The organism is Marinimicrobium sp. C2-29 (assembly GCF_038419845.1).
Lineage (GTDB): Bacteria > Pseudomonadota > Gammaproteobacteria > Pseudomonadales > Cellvibrionaceae > Marinimicrobium.
The window spans coordinates 21,331-39,918 of sequence record NZ_JBCAQT010000010.1; the positions used below are offsets into that span (position 1 = coordinate 21,331).

Sequence of the window (18,588 nt, forward strand, 5' to 3'; positions counted from 1 at the left end):
AATCAAGATGTTTGAGTTAGACACTCCAGTCGCGCCCCCTCCCGCCGTATCGTTCACATCCAGCCGGGAGCTCTACCCCGAGGCCGGTGGAGAAGGGCTGCCCCTGATCCGGATTGCCACCTCCCTGTGCCGGGCCGTGGTCGCCCCCCAGGGCGCCCAATTGCTGGAGTTCGAGCCCGCCGGGGGCACTCCTCTGCTCTGGCTAAGCCCCCGGTGCCAGTTCACCCCCGGCAAGGCGCTGCGCGGCGGAATCCCCATCTGTCTGCCCTGGTTTGGCCCTCACCCCTCCGACTCCAGCAAGCCCCAACACGGCTTTGCCCGCACCTCCGACTGGCACCTCACCCAGGTCTCCCAGGGTGATGACGGCCGCTGCGAACTCCGGTTCGAGTTGCGCCACCAGCCGGACGATCGGTGCTCCCAGGCCTTTACCGCCGAGCTGCGTATGGTTCTGGGCAACAGCATTGACCTGGAGCTGAGCGTCACCAACCGGGACGAGCGGGACTTCACCTGCACCTGGGCTCTACACAGCTACTTTCCGGTACCGTCCCAGGCCGAAGTGACCGTTCCGGTACTGGCGGGCCGCGACTATCTGGACAATCTGGAAAGCCATGCCCGGAAACACCAGGACGGCCCCCTGACATTTTCCGGCGAAGTGGATCGGGTATTCCCCGCCATTGAGGCCCCGGTGGTGATTGAAGGTCAGCCCCGCATTCGCATCGACCAGGAACAGAGCCCCAGCGTGGTGGCCTGGAATCCCGGTCCGGAGAAAGCCGCCAACATGGCCGATGTGGGACCGGGCAATCAGGAGGGTTTTATCTGCATCGAACGCGGCGCTGTATTGGACGAAGGCTGGCACCTGGCGCCGGGAGAGAAACGCAGTGGCCGGCTGGTAATCAAAGCAATTTAACCAGTGTTTTGGAGAAAGTACTCCAAAGTCAGCCTGCACTAAAAAGCAAAAAAGGCCCGCACATTGGCGGGCCTTTTTTTAATTGACTTAATCGACGTTTACCCGATCCATAAACGACGGGTTTACGGTCGGCAAGTCACTTACGCGGGCAGCAGATCTTTCACCGCGTCGCGCTCTTCCTGCAGCTCTTTCTCGGTGGCCTGCATTTTGGCGCGGGAGAAATCGTTGATCTCCACACCCTGCACAATTTCCCAGTCGCCGTTTTTGCACACACAGGGGAAAGAGTAAATCAGGCCCTTGTCGATGCCATAGCTGCCATCGCTGTACACGCCCATGCTGACCCAGTCACCCTCGGCGGAACCCAGAGCCCAGTCGCGCATGTGGAAAATGGCGGCGTTGGCGGCGGAGGCGGCTGACGAAGCGCCCCGCGCTTCGATGATGGCGGCGCCGCGCTTCTGTACCACGGGGATGAAGTCATTCTCGTACCAGGACTGATCCACCAGCTCCATGGCATTGGTACCAGCCACTTTGGTCTGGTGAATATCCGGGTACTGGGTAGAAGAGTGGTTGCCCCAGATGGTCAGGTGGGTAATGTCGTTGATGGTTTTGCCGGTTTTCTGGGCCAGCTGAGTCAGGGCGCGGTTGTGGTCCAGACGGGTCATGGCGGTGAACTGACGCGGGTCCAGATCGGGCGCATTGCGCTGGGCGATCAGGGCGTTGGTGTTGGCCGGGTTACCCACAACCAGTACTTTGACGTCACGCGAGGCGTGGTCGTTCAGTGCTTTGCCCTGCCCCGAGAAGATCTTGGCGTTGGCTTCCAGCAGGTCTTTACGCTCCATGCCCGGGCCGCGCGGACGGGCGCCGACCAGCAGGGCATAGTCGGCATCCTTGAAGGCTACGGCGGGATCATCGGAGCAGCTCATACCAGCGAGCAGCGGGAAGGCACAGTCGTCCAGCTCCATGGCTACCCCTTCCAGAGCCTTGAGTGCCGGCGTGATTTCCAGCAGGTTCAGGATCACCGGCTGATCGGCGCCCAGCATTTCGCCAGCGGCGATGCGGAACAGGAGGGAATAGCTGATTTGACCGGCGGCGCCGGTGACGGTAACTCGTACAGGTGCTTTCACAATGTGTCTCCGTTTTGAAAAAACTCACTGACAGTCGGAATCATACCGCTGTCGGGGTGACGAATGGTTGACCCGCGCCCGGCATATCGACCTGGTGGGCGTCGAGGTGGATTGTGGGCTGTCTTGTTGTGGGGAGTGAACCGATGCAGCCTGACGGGCGGACATTATAGGGGATTACCAGAAAATTTCACCTATCGGCGGCCGTTATTCGCCCTCGACGCCCGTGATGGCCTTGATGCTGCCCCAGGTTTTGCAGCCGGGGCAAAGCCAATGGAGCTGGTTGCCGGTGAACCCGCATTTTCGGCAATGGTGGCTGGGTTTGGCTTCCAGCACCTGGTCCACCAGCTGCTTGAGCAACTGCAGGTTCTCGCGGGCTCGCCCCTCCGAGTGCAGCAGATGCAGCTCCACCAGCCGACTGAGCATCTTGATGGTCGGTCGCTGGCGCAGCTGGTCGCCCAGGAAGTCCGCCGCGGCATAATCGTCCTGGGCCCAGCGGATCTGTTCTGCCATTTTGATCACCAGAGAGCTGCTCGGATACTGCGCCAGCAGTTCCTGCAGGTAGCGCTGTAGCCCCCGGTGATCGCCCAGCCGCTCGTAGCAGGTGCAGACCAGGTCCAGCCCCTCAACCAGCAATTCCGGGTCCTGGTGCGGTATCCGCTGCAGAACCTTGAGTGCTTCGCGATCATTTCCGAGGCGGCTTTCCAGCTCGCCCAGAAGCAGGCTGGCCCGAACGGACTGGCGATCAAACCCCAACGCCTTGTGCAGATGACGGCGAGCACCGAGTACATCGTTGCGCTCCATGGCGTCTTCGGCCAACTCACAACTGAAATGCGCTCGGGCGACCGCAGGCTCGCCCGAACCACGACCAAACCGGCGGTGACTCAACTGGTTGGCCGCTTCTATGGCATTTTCCCACTCGCGCTCATCCTGAAAGATTTCAACCAGGTGGCCCAGCGCTTCCACCTTGTACTGGCTGTTCACATCCACCAGCTCCTTCAGCAGCCCCTCGGCCCGGTCCAGCAGCCCCGCATGCACAAAGTCCCGGGCCAGCTCCAGCTGGGCTTCGTGCAACTGGGGGGTGGTCAGACTGGGGCGGGCCAGCAGGTTCTGGTGGATTTTGGTGGCTTTGGCTATTTCGCCCTTGCGGCGCAACAGATTGCCCAGCGCCAGGTGAGTCTCGAGTGTGTCGGAATTCACCTCCAGTGACTCCACAAACGCGTCCACGGCACTGTCGGCCTGCTCATTCAGCAGGTAACTCAACCCCTTGAAGTAGCTGGGACCAAAGTGATGGCTGTCCTGTTGCAGGCGACGGCCTCGCTGGCGCCACCCCAGGAAAAAACCCGCCGCGATGGCTACCAGGATCAGGCCGAACAAGCCAATATCCACCATAGCAATCAATCTCTAATGGGTTGCAATCGCAGTTGGGTCAACTCTTTCTCACTGCGCGCCAGCTGGCGCTCCCGCGCCCGCAGGCGACGTTTCAGCGGCAGCATGGAGAGCATGCTGAAGGCATAGCCCAGGAGCACTCCCAGGCCGGTGAACAGAAGCAGCCATATACCCAGAGACAGACCGGGCAACGACAGCCCGAAGAGACTCACCGGCACCACAGTGCCGTTTTCCAGCGCAAACCAGGCACCCAGCACAAACGCCAGCACCAGCGCAGCGATTTTGATCCAGCGAAGAATGGCCTTCATGCCGGGGTTACCTCTGCCAGACGGGGGATTGGATCAAGCGGGCCGGAGGCCAGTGGGGCCGCGGGCTCAATAATCTTGCAGGCTTTCGTTGACACGGTCGCGCATCTCCTTACCCGGCTTGAAATGGGGGACATATTTGCCTTCCAGTTCGACGGTCTCTCCGGTTTTGGGGTTGCGGCCCATGCGCGGAGCCCGGTAGTGGAGGGAAAAACTGCCAAAACCGCGTATCTCAATACGCTCACCGGATGACAGCACGTCAGACATGTGATCGAGGATCAGCTTCACCGCCAGTTCGATGTCCTTTACCGGCAGCTGGTCCTGCTTTTCGGCAATGTACTCGATGAGTTCCGATTTGGTCATGGCATCTGCCCTGTTATTGGATTCGAGAGCGCTGATGCGCCCCGTGCTACCTGCACTTATTTTTGTCCAATTTCAACAACTTAGGCTTAGCTTATAACGTACTTGGGAGACAAGCAAGGGGTGGGCCGGGCAGCGCCGGTCAATAGCGCTGCCCGGGGCTCGCGGTTAGTGGCTCAGTTCAAGCAACAGCCGATTCAGACGCTGCACATAGGCAGCCGGATCTTCCAGCTGGGTGCCCTCGGCCAGGTTGGCCTGATCGAACAGCACCTTGGCCAGATCCGCGAAACGGTCCTCGTCCGCCTCCTTGTCCAGCTTCTGCACCAGCGGGTGCTCCGGATTGATCTCGAAGCTGGGCTTGGTTTCCGGCAGAGCCTGCCCTGCCTGCTCGAGAATGCGGCGCATCTGGGCGCCCATTTCGTGCTCGGCGACCACTACACAGGCGGGCGATTCGGTCAGGCGGTGGGTAATGCGCACCTCGGCCACCTCGTCTGAGAGCGCCTTTTTAACCCGCTCGATCAGCGGCTTGAGTTCTTCGGCCTGCTTCTCCTGTGCCTTTTTCTCGTCTTCGCTGTCCAGCTCGCCCAGATCCAGCTCGCCCTTGCCGGCGTCCTGGAAGGCCTTGCCGTCGTACTCGGCCAGGTGGCTCATCAACCACTCATCGACGCGATCGCTCAGCAACAGCACTTCGATGCCCTTCTTGCGGAACACTTCCAGGTGCGGGCTGTTTTTCGCGGTATTGAAGTTCTCCGCCGCGATGTAGTAAATCTTGTCCTGCCCTTCCTGCATGCGGCTGATGTAGTCATCCAGCGATTGATCCTGATCGGCCTTGTCGGTGTGCGTGGTGGAGAACCGCAGCAGCTTGGCGATTTTCTCGCGGTTGGCGAAATCCTCGGCCGGCCCTTCTTTCAGCACCTGGCCAAACTCTTTCCAGAAGGTGGCGTACTTCTCAGGCTCGTTTTTCGCCAGCTTGGTCAGCATGTCCAGCACCCGCTTGGTCAGGGCCGAGCGCATGGTGTCGATGTTGGGATCTTTCTGCAGGATCTCGCGCGAGACGTTCAGCGACAGATCCTTGGAATCCACCACGCCCTTGATGAAACGCAGGTACAACGGCAGGAACTGCTCGGCGTCGTCCATGATGAAGATGCGGTTGACGTAGAGCTTCAGGCCACGGGCGCCGTCGCGGTTATACAGGTCAAAAGGCGCATGCTCGGGCACATAGAGCAGGCTGGTGTAGTCCAGCTTGCCTTCCACCCGGTTGTGACTCCAGGTCAGGGGGTCGGCGTAGTCGTGACTGATGTGCTTGTAGAATTCCTTGTACTCTTCTTCGCTGATATCGGAGCGCGAGCGGGTCCAGAGTGCGGTGGCGGTGTTGACCACTTCGTCCTCAGGCTCTTTGTCCTTGTCTTCCTCGGAGGTCTGCATTTTCTGCATGACCACGGGAATGTCGATGTGGTCTGAATACTTTTTCACGATCGAGCGCAGACGCCATTCATCGGCGAACTCTTCCGCGTCTTTGCGCAGGTGCAACTCGATGGTGGTGCCGCGTTCGGCCTTCTCGGTGGTCTCGACCACAAACTCGGCTTCGCCTTCACTCTCCCAGCGCACGCCCTCAGAGGACGGGGCACCGGCACGGCGGGTGGTCACCACGACCTTGTCGGCCACGATAAAGGAGGAGTAGAAGCCGACACCAAACTGCCCGATGAGCTGGGAGTCTTTTTTCTGGTCGCCGGTCAGATTCTGCATGAACTGGGCGGTACCGGATTTGGCGATGGTGCCCAGGTTCTCGATGACGTCATCGCGGGTCATGCCGATGCCGTTGTCCCGGATGGTCAGGGTGTTGGCTTCCTTGTCAGCGCTGACCCAGACTTTCAGGTCGCTGTCGCCCTCGTAGAGTTCGTCGTTTTCCAGCGCTTCAAAGCGCAGCTTGTCGGCGGCGTCAGAGGCGTTGGAAATCAGCTCCCGCAGAAAGATCTCCCGGTTGGAGTAGAGGGAGTGGATCATCAGGTGCAGCAGTTGTTTGGCTTCGGTCTGAAAGCCACGCGTTTCTTTCTGGGCATCCACGGTCATGGGGTTTGGCTCCTGTCGTATCAATGGGATTAAACACGCTCCCCAACCATCACTGGTCGGGGGGTTCAATTCGGTAGATGGGAAATGGGGGCGTTGGCGGGAATATCAAGGGGGCTTGATTGGCCGGGTGTTGGGTTTGGTGGCTGGGGTTGGAGCTCCGCCGTTTAGTGCTGCGGGAGGGTATACCTCTCCGAGACACGCCGTGAACCCATCCCTGGGGGCTCTCCACCGACATCCTGTCGGTGACGGTCTCGGAGAGGTATACCCTCCCTCCGCGGTGCCAGATTTCGAGACTCGGGAACTAGTGCCTTTGCCCCTCCAGTGAGCTTGTAGGGCTTCCTCGGTGGATTCTACGGAGTTCGGAGGACCGATTTGGGGTGGACTGTTCCAAGACCGTCAACCGCGGGACTAGTGTTGACGAGTTACAGGGATGTACTTGCCACGTGTCTTGGGACAGTCCACCCCGAAGCGGGCCGGACGTCGAATCAACCACCCAAAGCCTGTTGAAGCTCTATCCGCCGGCCTGCTTCTCAATCCGAACCCCCGAGAACGTCAGGTCCAGCTCGCCGTCTGTGGCCAGGCTGAACGGCTCCAGAACGCGGGTGAAGAACTCCTCGGGCGGCAGCACCAGACCAAAGTCCGAGCCCACATCCGGGAAGCGGTCCAGGGGGACGACCAGCGTCTGCCACCCCTGCCCCGCCAGCGCGCGCAACTCCCCGGTCACATCCACCGCCGAAATCGCCGACGGCCCACAGCCCAACTGCCAGATGACCGGCTCGGTCGGTGCCCGATCCACTTTCAAGTCCACCACCAGCGCACCGCCGTTGTGCCAGTAGTCGGTCAGCACTTGCCGATCGCGGGTGGCCAACGCCACCGAACCGTAGCCTTCACCGTTCCAGATGACCTGGCGGGCGTCTTCCTGAACCTCGCGGTCCACGGCGCTCACCGTGATGGTCGAGGCGCTCACGCGGTTGCCACTCATGGTGAACTTGTCGTTCTTGCCACCCTCGACATCGATCTGCCAGGCATCCAGCGGGCGCATTTTGAACAGCTCCCAGACGTCATCGGCTTCTTTCAACTGAAGCCCCTCTTCCGACAGATTGTCCGGCAGATTGCCCGATTCTCCATAGCTCAGCCCATAACCACAGTGAAACAGTGGATCGTAACCCGGTTCGCCCATATTAAGTGGCGCTTGATCGGGCCGCTTCGGCCAGGAGAAGCTCAGCTTGCCCTGGACCGGATAGCGGATCTCGCCGTCGGCATCGGTGAACATTACGTCGGCGACGCCCGCGCCCTCGGTGCCCGGTTGCCAGATCACCATGAACGCATCCGAGGCATTGAGCTCGCGATTGACCCAGAGGGGGCGACCGGTGATAAACAGCGAGACCACCGGCAGGCCGCGGGCCCTGAGTTTTTTCAATAGCTCCCAGTCGCGCGTATCGCGCGGCTTGTACTGGACATTCTGGACGTCACCCTGCATTTCGGCGTAGGGGTCCTCGCCAAAAATCACCACGGCAACGTCCACCTCCCGATCGCACTCACCCTCGGGGCTGACAATCACCTCACCGCCGGCCTCACTCACGACCGCTTCGATACCCGCGCGCAAGGTGGTGGCACCGGGGAAGTCATCCATACTGGTGCCGGTGCCCTGCCAGGTAATGGACCAGCCCCCCACCTGCTTGCTGATATTGTCGGCGCCATCGCCGGCCAGCAGGATGCGCTGCCTGGGATTCAGGGGCAGGCACTGGTTGCGGTTTTTAAGCAGCACCAGCGATTCGCGCACGGCCTGGCGGGCGATGGCCCGGTGCTCGGGGGCCCCTGGCACCGAAGAGTCGCCGGCCAGGGCGCGCGTGGAGGGCGCGCCCCGCTCGAACAGGCCAGCGCGCAACTTGACCCGCAGAATGCGGCGCACCGCATCATCAATACGGCTCTGGGCAATAACGCCCTCGCGCGCCTGCTCGACCGTATTGTGAAACAGCGTCTTCCAGTCCGGGTGCGGCACCATGAAGATGTCCAGACCGGCATTGACCGCCTGAGGACAGTTCAGCACCTCGGCGCCGGGGATGAAGCCATGGCCATTCCAGTCTCCCACCACCAGGCCGTCAAAGCCCATCTGCTCTTTCAGCACCTCGGTCAGGAGATGATAGTGCCCGTGCAGCGGCTCGCCATGCCAGCTGTTGAAAGAGGCCATGACCGCCTGAACGCCCGCTTCAATGGCGCTGAAATAACCGGCACCGTGAATGTTGCGCAACTGCGCTTCGGAATCGACGTTGTCGCCCCGATCGATGCCGTTGACGGTGCCGCCGTCACCGATAAAGTGCTTGGCGGTGGCAATAACGTGGCGATCGTCGAGGCACTCTCCTCCCCCTTCGCTCTGCAGGCCACCCTCGCCCTGCAGCCCCCGCACCATCTCGCCGGCGTAAGCGCGCACCAGGTCGGGATCTTCCGACCAGGATTCGTAAGTGCGCCCCCAGCGATCATCCCGGGCCACCGCCACGGTGGGGGAGAAATCCCAGTCCAGACCGGTGGCGACGATCTCGCGCGCCGTTGCCGCGCCGATCTGGCGAATGAGGCCGGGATTATTCGCCGCGCCCAACGCAATATTGTGGGGAAACAACGTCGCTCCCACCAGGTTGCCCACACCGTGCACAGCGTCCGTGCCCCACATGATGGGGATGGGCAAGCGGCCTTCGCTCTCATCCATGGAGGCCTGCCAGAAGCTGTCCGCCAGCGCGACCCAGTCGGCGGCCGGGGCGTAGCGATCGTCGTTGGGAACGCTGCCGCCGCCGTTGAGCACCGCCCCCAGATGATAGTCGCGGATATCCTGGGGCGTGACATGCTTGATTTCGGGCTGGATCATCTGCCCGACTTTCTGTTCCAGGCTCATCCGCTCCAGAAGCCCATCAATCCGCGCCTCGACCTTGGGGTCAGGCTCCAGAGCACTGCTCAGGTGGGGCCAGGTAACGGGGCGGGAGGAATTGAACATGACGACAGCGGCTCCGGGTGTTATTGAATGAAAACGGTTACAATCCGCGCATTCTAGCACAGGAAACCGGAGAAAAAGACAGCGCTGTCAATGCTGTGATTGCAATCACGCTTGATTCCCGGGTCTGTCGCCCAAAGATCACCGGTAGTGACCAGCTATACTGATCAAAACACCGAAATTGAGGTTTCCAAACTATGTGGCAGCAAACCGAATTCCGTCTGGCACCCAAGCGCCGGGGCTTTCACCTGATCACGCGGGAGGTGATGGACGCCCTGCCCCCGATTGACCATCTGCGTTGCGGATTGTTGCACTTGTTTGTGCAGCATACCTCCGCCTCGCTGACCATCAACGAAAACGCCGATCCAACGGTTCGCGGCGACCTGGAGCGGCACTTCAACGAATTTGTGCCCGAGCGGGCGCCCTACTACGAACACGACTACGAGGGCGACGACGACATGCCGGCCCACATCAAATGCTCCATTCTGGGAGCAAGCGTCACGGTACCCATTACCGACGGGCAGTTGAACCTGGGCACCTGGCAGGGCCTGTACCTGTGCGAACACCGCAACCGGGCGGGCAGCCGCTCGCTGGTCGCCACGGTTCAGGGCGAACCACACCAGTAACATTGAAAGACCGGCTTCACGGGGTAGAACGCTATGGAATACAAGGACTATTACAAGGTGCTCGGCGTCGAGCGCGACGCCAGCCAGGATGAGATCAAACGCGCCTACCGCAAACTGGCGCGCAAATATCACCCGGACGTTAATCAGGAGGCCGGGGCCGAAGACCAGTTCAAGGAATTGGGAGAGGCCTACGAGGTACTGAAAGACCCGGAGAAACGGGCCGCCTACGACCAGCTCGGCAGCAATTGGCAGCGCGGCCAGGACTTTGAGCCACCGCCCGACTGGGACGCGGGCTTTGAGTTCAGCGGCGGCGGCTTCACCGACATGGGGGGCGGCCAGTTCAGCGACTTTTTCGAAAACCTGTTCGGCGGCGGTGGCTTCGCCGGTGGCGGTTTTGGCGGCGGCCAGAGAGGTCGCGGCGGTTTCCAGAGCCGGGGAGAGGATCACCACGCCAAGATCATGATCGATCTGGAGGATGCCTTCAGCGGCGCCACCCGCCAGATCACGCTGCGTCACCCCGAGACCGACGCCAGCGGACGGGTACAGATGAAACCGCGAACGCTCAACGTCAAAATTCCCAAAGGCATCAAGCCGGGCCAGAACATCCGCCTCTCCGGCCAGGGCTCGCCCGGCTCGGGTGGAGGCCCCGGTGGCGACCTGTACCTGCAGGTCGAGTTCCGGGAGCACCCGCTTTACCGTCTGGAGGAGCGGGACCTGTACCTGGATCTGCCGCTCGCGCCCTGGGAGGCGGCGCTGGGGACCAAGGTCAAGCTGCCGACACCAGAGGGCAAAGTCGACCTGAAAATCCCGGCGGGTACTCAGGGTGGCCACAAGCTGCGCCTCAAGGGGCGGGGCCTGCCCGGCAAGCCGCCCGGCGACCTCTACGCCCAGATTCGCATCGCCTTGCCTCCGGCCCATACCGAAGAGGCCAAAGCACTCTATCAGCGCATGGCCGAGCTGTCTGACTTCAACCCGCGCTCACACCTGGAGAACTGATCATGAGTCCTGTGACCGAAAAAGGCCTGAGTGGTCCGATACTCGAGGAGGAAGTACAGCTGAGCCTGGGCGACCTGTCCCGTGCCTGCTGCGTGGAAGCCGACTTCATTGTGGAATTGGTGCATGAGGGCGTGCTCGATCCGATCGAGCCGACCCGCACGCGCTGGACCTTTACCGGGGTGAGTCTGCTGCGCCTGCGCAAGGCGGTGAACCTGCAACGGGACCTCGGGCTCAACCTGGCCGGCGTGGCCCTGGTGCTGGAACTGCTGGAAGAAACCGAGCAGCTGCGCAGCCGGTTGCGCCAACTGGAAGCGCTGGAACTGGGACGGGAACGTTAAAGCCGACTCTCTCTCAGCGGTCTCAGCGACGGGGGTTCTTCTGCATCGCCTCGCTGAACGCCGCCGCCATGATGCCTGTGGGCATGGCAATGATGCCGATCCCCGACAATGCCGTCAGAGCGGCGAAGAAGCGCCCGATTCCGGTCAAGGGGTAAACATCGCCGTAGCCGACGGTCGTCAGGGTGGCGACCGACCACCACATGGCTCTGGGGATACTACCAAAGGCCTCGGGCTGCAGCCCGCCTTCCAGCAGATAGAGCATCATGGACGAAAACAACAGCACCAGCAGTGCCAGACCAAAACTGACGTACAGCTCAAACTGGCGGGCCCGGACCGCCTGCCCCAGAGCGCGCAGGGCAACGGAAAAACGCCCCAAGCGAGCCAGGCGCAGTATGCGCAACACCCGGATCAGGCGCATGAACAGCGCCTCCATACCCACCAGCCCCAGAAACAGGGGCAGAATGGCGAGCAGATCAACCAGAGCCGGGAATGTCAGAACGTACCTCAGGCGACCCAGGATCGGATGCCGGAAGCGGGGGTCCTCCACCGCCACCCAGACCCGGGCCAGATATTCGATCACAAACAGGCTGCCGGCCACCCACTCTATCGCCAGAAACCACGATTCCCGACCGATGCGAATGCTCGATTCGGTTTCCAGAATGGCCGCAAAAGCGGTGACCAGGATAAGCACACAGATGAATCGATTCAGGCGCGAGAGCCCTTCCGCCGGCCAGGCTTCGGGCTCGAGCTGGCGGAACAGGCGCCGGCGCCAGGATAGCGTAGGGGTAGGAACCACCGGCTCATTCATCGCCCCCCCCCCTTTCAGAACGGCGCAGGGCAATGGAACTGGACCCGGTCACCGCTCACGGGGTGGGCAAACTCCAGCTCGGAAGCGTGCAGCAGCAGCCGATCGGCCATCTGTCGGACCACCTCCGGGGCGTAAAAATCGCAACCGAGGATGGGATGCCCCAGCGCGCGGCAGTGCAGGCGCAACTGGTGCGACCGGCCGGTGACCGGATAGAGCGCCAGACGGGTGGTGTTGGCCTGCGCATCGCGCTCCAGCACCCGGTAGTCGGTCACCGCCGGTTTGCCCCCGGCGCAGATCTTGGATTTGGGGCGGTTGTCGGCGTCCGGGGCAATCGGCTCCTCAATGCGCCCCTCCTCCGCCTCGACCCAGCCGTGCACGACGGCAATATAGGTTTTGCGAACCTGACGCGCCTGAAATTGCCGGCTGAGATGAGAGAGGCTGGGCTTATCGAGCGGCACCACCAAAAGCCCGGAGGTATCAAAATCCAGACGGTGCACGGCGTGAACCCCCGGGAAGTCCACTCTCAACCGCTCGATGACGCAATCGCGGTTCCAGGTGCTGCGCCCAGGCACACTGAGCAACCGGCTGGGCTTATTGACCACCACAAAGGCCTCATCCTGGCGTAGAATCTCCAACGGCTCATGGCAGGTTGGCAATACCGTCAGTTGGTCAGTCGCCTTCTGGTTGGCCACCTCTTGGTTAGTCGATCGTGTCATGATGAATAGAGACCCAAGGCTCGGATTTTACTGGACTGTTTTATGAACAATGGCAAAGACGACGACAAACCGCAACGGCCCGGCTTTTTTCAGATCGTGCTCAGCACACTGGCCGCGGCCTTTGGGGTGCAGAGCAGCAAGAACCGGGAGCGCGACTTCAAAGGGGGCAGCATCGTTCCCTATGTCCTGGCCGGCATCATCTTTACGGTGGTGTTTGTCGTGGTCGTGGTACTGGTCGTTCGTCTGGTGCTGGCCAATGCCGGCATGTGATTTTCAGCCGCAGTGCTGCAGTGATGAAAGCGCTAGACGTGGCGCCAGAGCGACATCGAATCAATATCGGCCGCGCGCAGCATCTTCTGGATATTGCCCTTGAACGCCCGCAATTCCGTGGGATGAAGCTGATTCAGAAAGCGGTTCTGGTGGCTCTCCGCCGCCCGGTTGAGCTCTTCAACCAGGGTTTTACCGGCCGGTGTCAGGTGAATCTTGACGGAGCGCCGGTCCAGGCCATCGTGCACCCGCTCTAGCAGCTGTTTCTCCGCCAGCCGGTCCAGTAACCGGGTGACGGCCGAGCGATCCACCGCGATGTTATCGGCGATCTGCGCGGGTGTTTCCGCCAGATCGTGGAAAAGCACGTTGAGAATCATCCACTGAGGCCAACTGACCTGATGCTCGGCCAGCTCCCTATTGAACGCCTCGCGCATGGCACCGGCCAGGCGAGCGATCCAGAAGGTGAAACTGTTGTGCAGGTGGAAACCCTTGGTGACCGGGCGATCAGAGCCGAGCATACATCCCTCTTCCAGGTTGAAACGGTGGGGCGACAAACGCCAAAACGCTAAACCACTGTATCTTGCCAGAGTTTAATTGAACGAACAATTATTTCAGGTTACACCAGCCAGTGACAGCAAGTCGGGGAAGGAAGCGGCAGAGTGAAGCTGGGGGGTGCTGGCGGCGGTTGGCAAACCGCCGCTGGCTGTCGTACGACCGGCCCGACCGATATTTACTGGCCGCTGATCCAATAAACGCAGGTGAACACAAAGATCGCGATCAGTGCTACAGCGGCCACCGCATCGGCCACGCTGTCGCCATTGTCGGCCATTTCATTGGACTCGTTCATCATCTCGGTATCATCAGACATTATTGTTATTCTCCTCTCAGTGCTCAATAACAATGGTTCGAATAAGTGGCTGCTTTGGGCCTGCCCGAAGAGGCCCACTTTAAGGCGGAATCTAACCACAACTCTTCTACCGTGGCAAGTATCCGGGCCCGGATAGGACGAAAACGCGATACCGGATATAACGAACGGGCATTAGTCTAGCCCAAATGATTCGTTCAGAAGCCGACGGTTTGTTGCTACACTCCGGGTACCAGATTGTTGTTCCAAACCGCTTGGGGTCGCGCCGCGAGCGGTTTTCGTGTATTCTTCGCGCCGGTCAAAACCCGGTATTCCCAGGGTCTGACAGGGTCTTGTTTCTACCCTGTTTCCCGCAACTTCATTGGCAGTACAGGTCACTCAGCTTTCTATGTACATTTACGACGAATATGATCATCGCATCCAGAGCCAGCGCGTGACCCAGTTCCGCGGGCAGATGGAGCGCTACCTGGACGGACAGCTGGAAGAGGCCGAGTTTCTTCCCCTGCGTCTGCAGAACGGCCTTTACGTGCAGCGTCTGGCGCCCATGCTGAGAATCGCGGTGCCCTACGGTCTGATGAATAGCCGCCAGTTGCGGCAGATGGCCCATATCACCCGCACCTATGACAAAGGGTACTGCCACATCAGCACCCGCCAGAATATCCAGCTCAACTGGCCGCAGCTGGAAGAAGTGCCGGATATTCTGCAGTCCCTGCTCGACGTGGAGATGCACTGCAACCAGACCAGTGGCAACTGCATCCGCAACACCACCACCGATCAGTTCGCCGGGGTTGCGCCCGATGAACTGGTGGATCCGCGCCCCTACTGCGAACTGATTCGCCAGTGGTCCACCTTCCACCCTGAGTTTGCCTTCCTGCCGCGCAAATTCAAAATCGCCGTAAACGCCAGCCAAACGGATCGGGCAGCCATGAAGGTGCACGATATTGGCCTGCAACTGGTACAGAACGAGGCGGGCGAGACCGGATTCAGTGTATACGTGGGTGGCGGCCTGGGCCGCACCCCCGTGGTGGGCAGCCTGATCCGCGACTTTATCCCGGAAAAACATCTGCTGTCCTACCTGGAAGCCATTCTGCGCATCTACAACCAGTTCGGCCGCCGGGACAACAAGTTCAAGGCCCGCATCAAGATCCTGGTGCGCGCCATGACCCCCGAGGTTTTTGCCGAAAAAGTGGAAGCCGAGTGGGAGCACCTGCGCGACGGCAGCACCACCCTGACCCAGGCCGAAGTGGACCGCGCCAAAAGCTACTTCACCGAGCCGGCCTATGAGAGCCTCGACGAGGCGAAAGAGCAAGCCGTTGTGGATCGGCAGGCGAATGACAGCAAAGCCTTCTCCAACTGGCTGATGCGCAATGTCAGCGGCCACAAAAAGCCCGGTTATGCCGCCGTGACCCTGTCACTCAAGCCCACCGGTATCTCGCCGGGAGACATCACCGACAGCCAGCTGGAAACGCTCGCCGATCTGGCCGACCGCTTCAGCTTCGGCGAAGCGCGCACAACGCATGAACAGAACATGGTGCTCGCGGATGTGAAAAAATCCGAGCTGTTCGACCTCTGGCAGGAAGCCAAGGCCGCCGGCTTCGCAACCCCCAACATCGGCACGCTGACCGACATCATCTGCTGCCCCGGCGGCGACTTCTGTTCACTGGCCAACGCCAAGTCGATCCCCATTGCCGAGGCCATCCAGCGCCAGTTTGACGACCTGGATTACGTCTACGACCTGGGTGACATCGACCTGAACATTTCCGGCTGCATGAACGCCTGTGGTCACCACCACGTGGGCCACATCGGCATCCTCGGGGTCGACAAGAAAGGCCAGGAGTTCTACCAGATAACCCTGGGCGGCAACGCCAGCAACGACACCGCTCTGGGCAAGGTGATCGGGCCGTCGTTCAACGCCGAGGAAGTGCCGGATGTGATGCAGAAGATCATCGACGTCTACGTCGAGCAGCGCACCGAAGAAGAACCCTTTATCGATACCGTCAACCGTCTGGGTATCTCCCCCTTTAAGGAGCGTGTCTATGCCAAAGCTAGTTAAAGACGGCGCCATCATCGAGAACGACTGGACGCTGATGGCCAAGCCCGACGGTGAGCCGGCCGAGGCGAGCGTCCCCGAGGGTAAAGTCATCGTGCCGCTCAAGGTCTGGCAGGCACAGAAAGACACGCTGAAATCGCGCGACTCGCTGGGCGTCTGGCTGGACACCGACGAAACCGCCGATGAGCTGGGTGAAGAGGCTAGGGAATTTCCGCTGGTGGCCGTCAACTTTCCCGCTTTTGCCGATGGCCGGGCGTTTACCACCGCCCGGATGATTCGCGAACGCTACGGCTTTGAAGGCGAACTGCGCGCCGTGGGTTACTTCCTGGCCGAACAGGCCAACTACCTGCGCCGCTGTGGCGTCAACGCCCTGGACTTTGGCGAAGACCGGCAGCAGCACCTGGAAGCCGCCGTCGAGGCGCTGAATGACTTCACCGAGTACTACCAATCCTCGGTCGACCAACCTCTCCCCCTCTTCCGCCGCCGCGCGTAAAAAAGGGGACGAAAAAAGGGGACGGAGGGATTTAATTTTGATCAAATTGATCAATTTTTAACTCCTCCGTCCCCTTTTTAGCTGGCGCCCTTTTTTGCGCTAAAACTCCAGGCAGATTTTGCCGAAGTGACCGCCGGATTCCTCGTAGCGGAAGGCATCAGCGATGCCGTCCAGGGGGAAGCTCCGGTCGATGATCGGTCTGATGCCGGTTGTCTCCAGTGCGCGCACAAAATCCTTCTGGTGGGCCCGGCTGCCCACAATCAGCCCCTGCAGACGCGCCTGTCTGGCCATGAGTTTGGCGGTGGGAATCTCGCCTTCGCTTCCGGTCAGCACGCCAATCAGGGCAATGTGACCGCCAATCCGTACCGCATCAATCGACTGCGGGAGCGTTCCCGGGCCGCCCACTTCAACCACATGGTCGACGCCGCGTCCATCGGTCAGCTCTTTCACCCGCTTACCCCACTCCGGCTCGGTTTTGTAGTTGATGGTGTGGGTGGCGCCCAGGCTTTTGAGCCGCTCGATTTTTTCATCGGACGAGGAGGTGGCAATCACCCTGGCCCCCATCGCCTGGGCCAGTTGCAGGGCAAAGATAGACACCCCACCGGTCCCCAGGGTCAGCACCGTGTCTCCGGCCTTGAGCCCGCCATCGACCACGAGGGCTCGCCAGGCGGTCAGCCCCGCTGTTGTCAGAGTGGCCGCCTCCGCGTGGCTATAACCCTCGGGCGCGTGAGTGAAGCAGCGCTCCGGGCGGACCACCTGCTCGCGCGCATAGCCATCGATGCCATCGCCCGGGGTGGTGGCAAAGTTGCCCACACGCGCCGGACCATCCTGCCAGTGGGGGAAAAAGGTCGACACCACCTTATCGCCCACCGAGAATTCGGTGACGCCCTGCCCCACGGCTTCCACCACCCCGGCACCGTCAGCCATGGGAATACGTCCGTCTTCGGTGGGTATCGCCCCGGCGACAACCGCGTAATCGTGAAAATTGAGAGAGCTGGCATGCAGGCGCACGCGCACTTCGCCTTCCCCGGGCTCACCCGGTTCCGCACGTTCTTCGATGGCCAGTTGGTCCAGGCCACCGGGCTTGTTCAGAATTGCGACTTTCATTGGAATCTCCCTGAGTTTCCGAAAAGTATGTGGCCCCAGCATAACGCCACTGGTGTCCAGATCGAAACGTTCGCGCGTGACCGGGCGTTAAGTAACGTAAATCGCCCGGCGACGACTCAATCGGGTCCGGCTACAGCGCCTGAATCTCGGCCCAGATCCCGGCATCGACGGGGATTCCCTCCCGCTGATTCTCCACCCGACGAGCGAGGGCACCCTCTCCCGGGTAGCGCAGAGTCCCCTGGGGATCAACCGGCTGCGATTGACGGTAATCGTCAATGATCCCGGAGACGATCCGGTTCAGTTCATTGCCTGAGCTCAACTTCGCCGTATCAATCGCAATAAACACCTGGGACACCCCGAACTCCTCCCCCTGTCGGGATATGTCAGCGGTGGAGCGCCCGCCAGACAGAAGCACAGCGAGTATATCCAGCAGCAGTGACAGGCCCGACCCTTTCCAGTAACCCACTGGCAATGCCCGCTGACTCTGCAACACGGCCGCGGGATCCCGGGTCAGCTGGCCAGACTCATCGTACCCGCCGGCGACGGGCAACAACCGCCCCTGCCGTTGAGCCGACTCCATGGCGCCATAGGAAAATTGCGACTGTGCCATATCCAGGACAATCGCCTCGTCCTGGTAAGGCACGGCCAGCACCAGGGGGTTATTTCCCAGTCGGCTATCCAGCGCTCCCCAGGCCGGCATATTGGCAATCGTGTTGGTCCAGCCGATGAAAATGTAATTTGCGCGCGCCGCCTGCCAGCCGTAAGTGCCTCCGCGCATCCAATGGTTGGTGTTTGCCATCCCGACACAGCCAATGCCATTGTCCGCTGCCAGCGCCATGGCGCGCTCCGTTGCTTGGACCGCATTGAGAATACCGGCCCCGAGACGACCATCCCACTGCTCTACCCCTCCGAAGGTGCCCGAGCACTCGGCCCGTTCACCCACTTTGACATGGCCCCGGTCAACCAGATCGATAAAACGGGGAAACCGGTTGAGCCCGTGGGTATAGACTCCATCCAGACTGTTGTCGGTAAACGTTTTTGCCAACAGCCGCGCGTTCTCATCGGTAAACTGGCGTCGCTGCAGAATCGCAAACAGGGTTTGCTCAATGGCTTGGGCTGGCAGGCGGATCGGGGAGCTCTTGGACATAACGGTTCCTGACCGGAGTGAACAACAGTGCACTCAATGC

The 18,588-nt window shown here is 60.9% G+C and carries 19 protein-coding genes; 7 read left to right on the forward strand and 12 right to left on the reverse strand.

Going from position 1 to position 18,588, the window contains the following annotated elements; translation table 11 throughout:
• Nucleotides 1-7: 7 nt before the first annotated feature.
• On the forward strand, nt 8-907 hold the full coding sequence (locus tag AAE484_RS10910; protein WP_341938421.1) for a D-hexose-6-phosphate mutarotase: 900 nt from the start codon (nt 8-10) through the stop codon (nt 905-907).
• A gap of 140 nt (nt 908-1,047) precedes the next feature.
• On the opposite strand, the gene AAE484_RS10915 is transcribed toward AAE484_RS10910, so the two are convergent.
• The 6 genes from AAE484_RS10915 to AAE484_RS10940 all read right to left on the reverse strand — a co-directional run bounded on the left by AAE484_RS10915 (nt 1,048) and on the right by AAE484_RS10940 (nt 9,138).
• A complete protein-coding gene (locus AAE484_RS10915) occupies nt 1,048-2,031 on the reverse strand; it encodes a malate dehydrogenase (protein WP_341938422.1) in 984 nt (327 codons plus the stop codon).
• A 204-nt stretch (nt 2,032-2,235) separates the two neighbouring features.
• Nucleotides 2,236-3,420, reverse strand: coding sequence for a lipopolysaccharide assembly protein LapB (lapB, locus tag AAE484_RS10920; RefSeq protein WP_341938423.1), 1,185 nt, complete (start codon nt 3,418-3,420; stop codon nt 2,236-2,238).
• Nucleotides 3,421-3,425: 5 nt separating this feature from the next.
• The gene (locus AAE484_RS10925; RefSeq protein WP_341938424.1) at nt 3,426-3,725 is read right to left on the reverse strand and encodes a LapA family protein; all 300 of its coding nucleotides are present in this window, start codon (nt 3,723-3,725) and stop codon (nt 3,426-3,428) included.
• A gap of 66 nt (nt 3,726-3,791) precedes the next feature.
• The gene (ihfB, locus tag AAE484_RS10930) at nt 3,792-4,085 is read right to left on the reverse strand and encodes an integration host factor subunit beta (protein WP_341938425.1); all 294 of its coding nucleotides are present in this window, start codon (nt 4,083-4,085) and stop codon (nt 3,792-3,794) included.
• Nucleotides 4,086-4,250: 165 nt separating this feature from the next.
• Complete coding sequence (gene htpG, locus AAE484_RS10935; RefSeq protein WP_341938426.1) at nt 4,251-6,152, reverse strand: molecular chaperone HtpG; 1,902 nt, start codon at nt 6,150-6,152, stop codon at nt 4,251-4,253.
• 511 nt (nt 6,153-6,663) lie between these two features.
• Complete coding sequence (locus tag AAE484_RS10940) at nt 6,664-9,138, reverse strand: glycoside hydrolase family 3 protein (RefSeq protein WP_341938427.1); 2,475 nt, start codon at nt 9,136-9,138, stop codon at nt 6,664-6,666.
• Between the two features lie 194 nt (nt 9,139-9,332).
• Here AAE484_RS10940 and AAE484_RS10945 point away from each other — a divergent pair, with 194 nt between their 5' ends.
• The 3 genes from AAE484_RS10945 to AAE484_RS10955 are packed head-to-tail and all read left to right on the forward strand — an operon-like array spanning nt 9,333 to nt 11,095.
• Nucleotides 9,333-9,761, forward strand: coding sequence for a secondary thiamine-phosphate synthase enzyme YjbQ (locus AAE484_RS10945; protein ID WP_341938428.1), 429 nt, complete (start codon nt 9,333-9,335; stop codon nt 9,759-9,761).
• A 33-nt stretch (nt 9,762-9,794) separates the two neighbouring features.
• Nucleotides 9,795-10,757: a DnaJ C-terminal domain-containing protein gene (locus tag AAE484_RS10950; protein WP_341938429.1), complete on the forward strand. Its 963-nt coding sequence runs from the start codon at nt 9,795-9,797 to the stop codon at nt 10,755-10,757.
• Nucleotides 10,758-10,759: 2 nt separating this feature from the next.
• The gene (locus AAE484_RS10955; RefSeq protein ID WP_341938430.1) at nt 10,760-11,095 is read left to right on the forward strand and encodes a chaperone modulator CbpM; all 336 of its coding nucleotides are present in this window, start codon (nt 10,760-10,762) and stop codon (nt 11,093-11,095) included.
• 22 nt (nt 11,096-11,117) lie between these two features.
• Here the strand turns inward: AAE484_RS10955 and AAE484_RS10960 are convergent, their stop codons facing one another.
• Both AAE484_RS10960 and AAE484_RS10965 read right to left on the reverse strand, forming a co-directional pair.
• Nucleotides 11,118-11,903, reverse strand: a complete 786-nt coding sequence (locus tag AAE484_RS10960) for an ion transporter (protein WP_341938431.1) — start codon at nt 11,901-11,903, stop codon at nt 11,118-11,120.
• A gap of 14 nt (nt 11,904-11,917) precedes the next feature.
• Nucleotides 11,918-12,619 (reverse strand): RluA family pseudouridine synthase, encoded by a 702-nt coding sequence (locus AAE484_RS10965; protein WP_341938432.1) that lies wholly within the window; start codon nt 12,617-12,619, stop codon nt 11,918-11,920.
• Between the two features lie 42 nt (nt 12,620-12,661).
• On the opposite strand from AAE484_RS10965, the gene AAE484_RS10970 reads away from it, so the two are divergent.
• Nucleotides 12,662-12,889, forward strand: coding sequence for a DUF2970 domain-containing protein (locus AAE484_RS10970; RefSeq protein WP_341938433.1), 228 nt, complete (start codon nt 12,662-12,664; stop codon nt 12,887-12,889).
• 32 nt (nt 12,890-12,921) lie between these two features.
• On the opposite strand, the gene AAE484_RS10975 is transcribed toward AAE484_RS10970, so the two are convergent.
• The gene (locus AAE484_RS10975) at nt 12,922-13,404 is read right to left on the reverse strand and encodes a MarR family winged helix-turn-helix transcriptional regulator (protein WP_341938434.1); all 483 of its coding nucleotides are present in this window, start codon (nt 13,402-13,404) and stop codon (nt 12,922-12,924) included.
• A 212-nt stretch (nt 13,405-13,616) separates the two neighbouring features.
• Nucleotides 13,617-13,754: a hypothetical protein gene (locus AAE484_RS10980; RefSeq protein WP_341938435.1), complete on the reverse strand. Its 138-nt coding sequence runs from the start codon at nt 13,752-13,754 to the stop codon at nt 13,617-13,619.
• Nucleotides 13,755-14,139: 385 nt separating this feature from the next.
• On the opposite strand from AAE484_RS10980, the gene AAE484_RS10985 reads away from it, so the two are divergent.
• The gene (locus AAE484_RS10985) at nt 14,140-15,804 is read left to right on the forward strand and encodes a nitrite/sulfite reductase (RefSeq protein ID WP_341938436.1); all 1,665 of its coding nucleotides are present in this window, start codon (nt 14,140-14,142) and stop codon (nt 15,802-15,804) included.
• Entirely contained in the window at nt 15,788-16,294 is a 507-nt protein-coding gene (locus AAE484_RS10990) for a DUF934 domain-containing protein (protein WP_341938437.1), read from the forward strand. The genes AAE484_RS10985 and AAE484_RS10990 overlap by 17 nt, the downstream gene beginning before the upstream one ends.
• 99 nt (nt 16,295-16,393) lie before the next feature.
• On the opposite strand, the gene AAE484_RS10995 is transcribed toward AAE484_RS10990, so the two are convergent.
• Together AAE484_RS10995 and yiaK are read right to left on the reverse strand one after the other, a co-directional pair.
• Nucleotides 16,394-17,401, reverse strand: a complete 1,008-nt coding sequence (locus AAE484_RS10995; protein WP_341938438.1) for a zinc-dependent alcohol dehydrogenase family protein — start codon at nt 17,399-17,401, stop codon at nt 16,394-16,396.
• Between the two features lie 130 nt (nt 17,402-17,531).
• Nucleotides 17,532-18,548 carry a 3-dehydro-L-gulonate 2-dehydrogenase gene (yiaK, locus tag AAE484_RS11000; RefSeq protein ID WP_341938439.1) on the reverse strand — a complete coding sequence of 339 codons (1,017 nt, stop codon included), beginning with the start codon at nt 18,546-18,548 and terminating at the stop codon, nt 17,532-17,534.
• Nucleotides 18,549-18,588 lie beyond the last annotated feature (40 nt).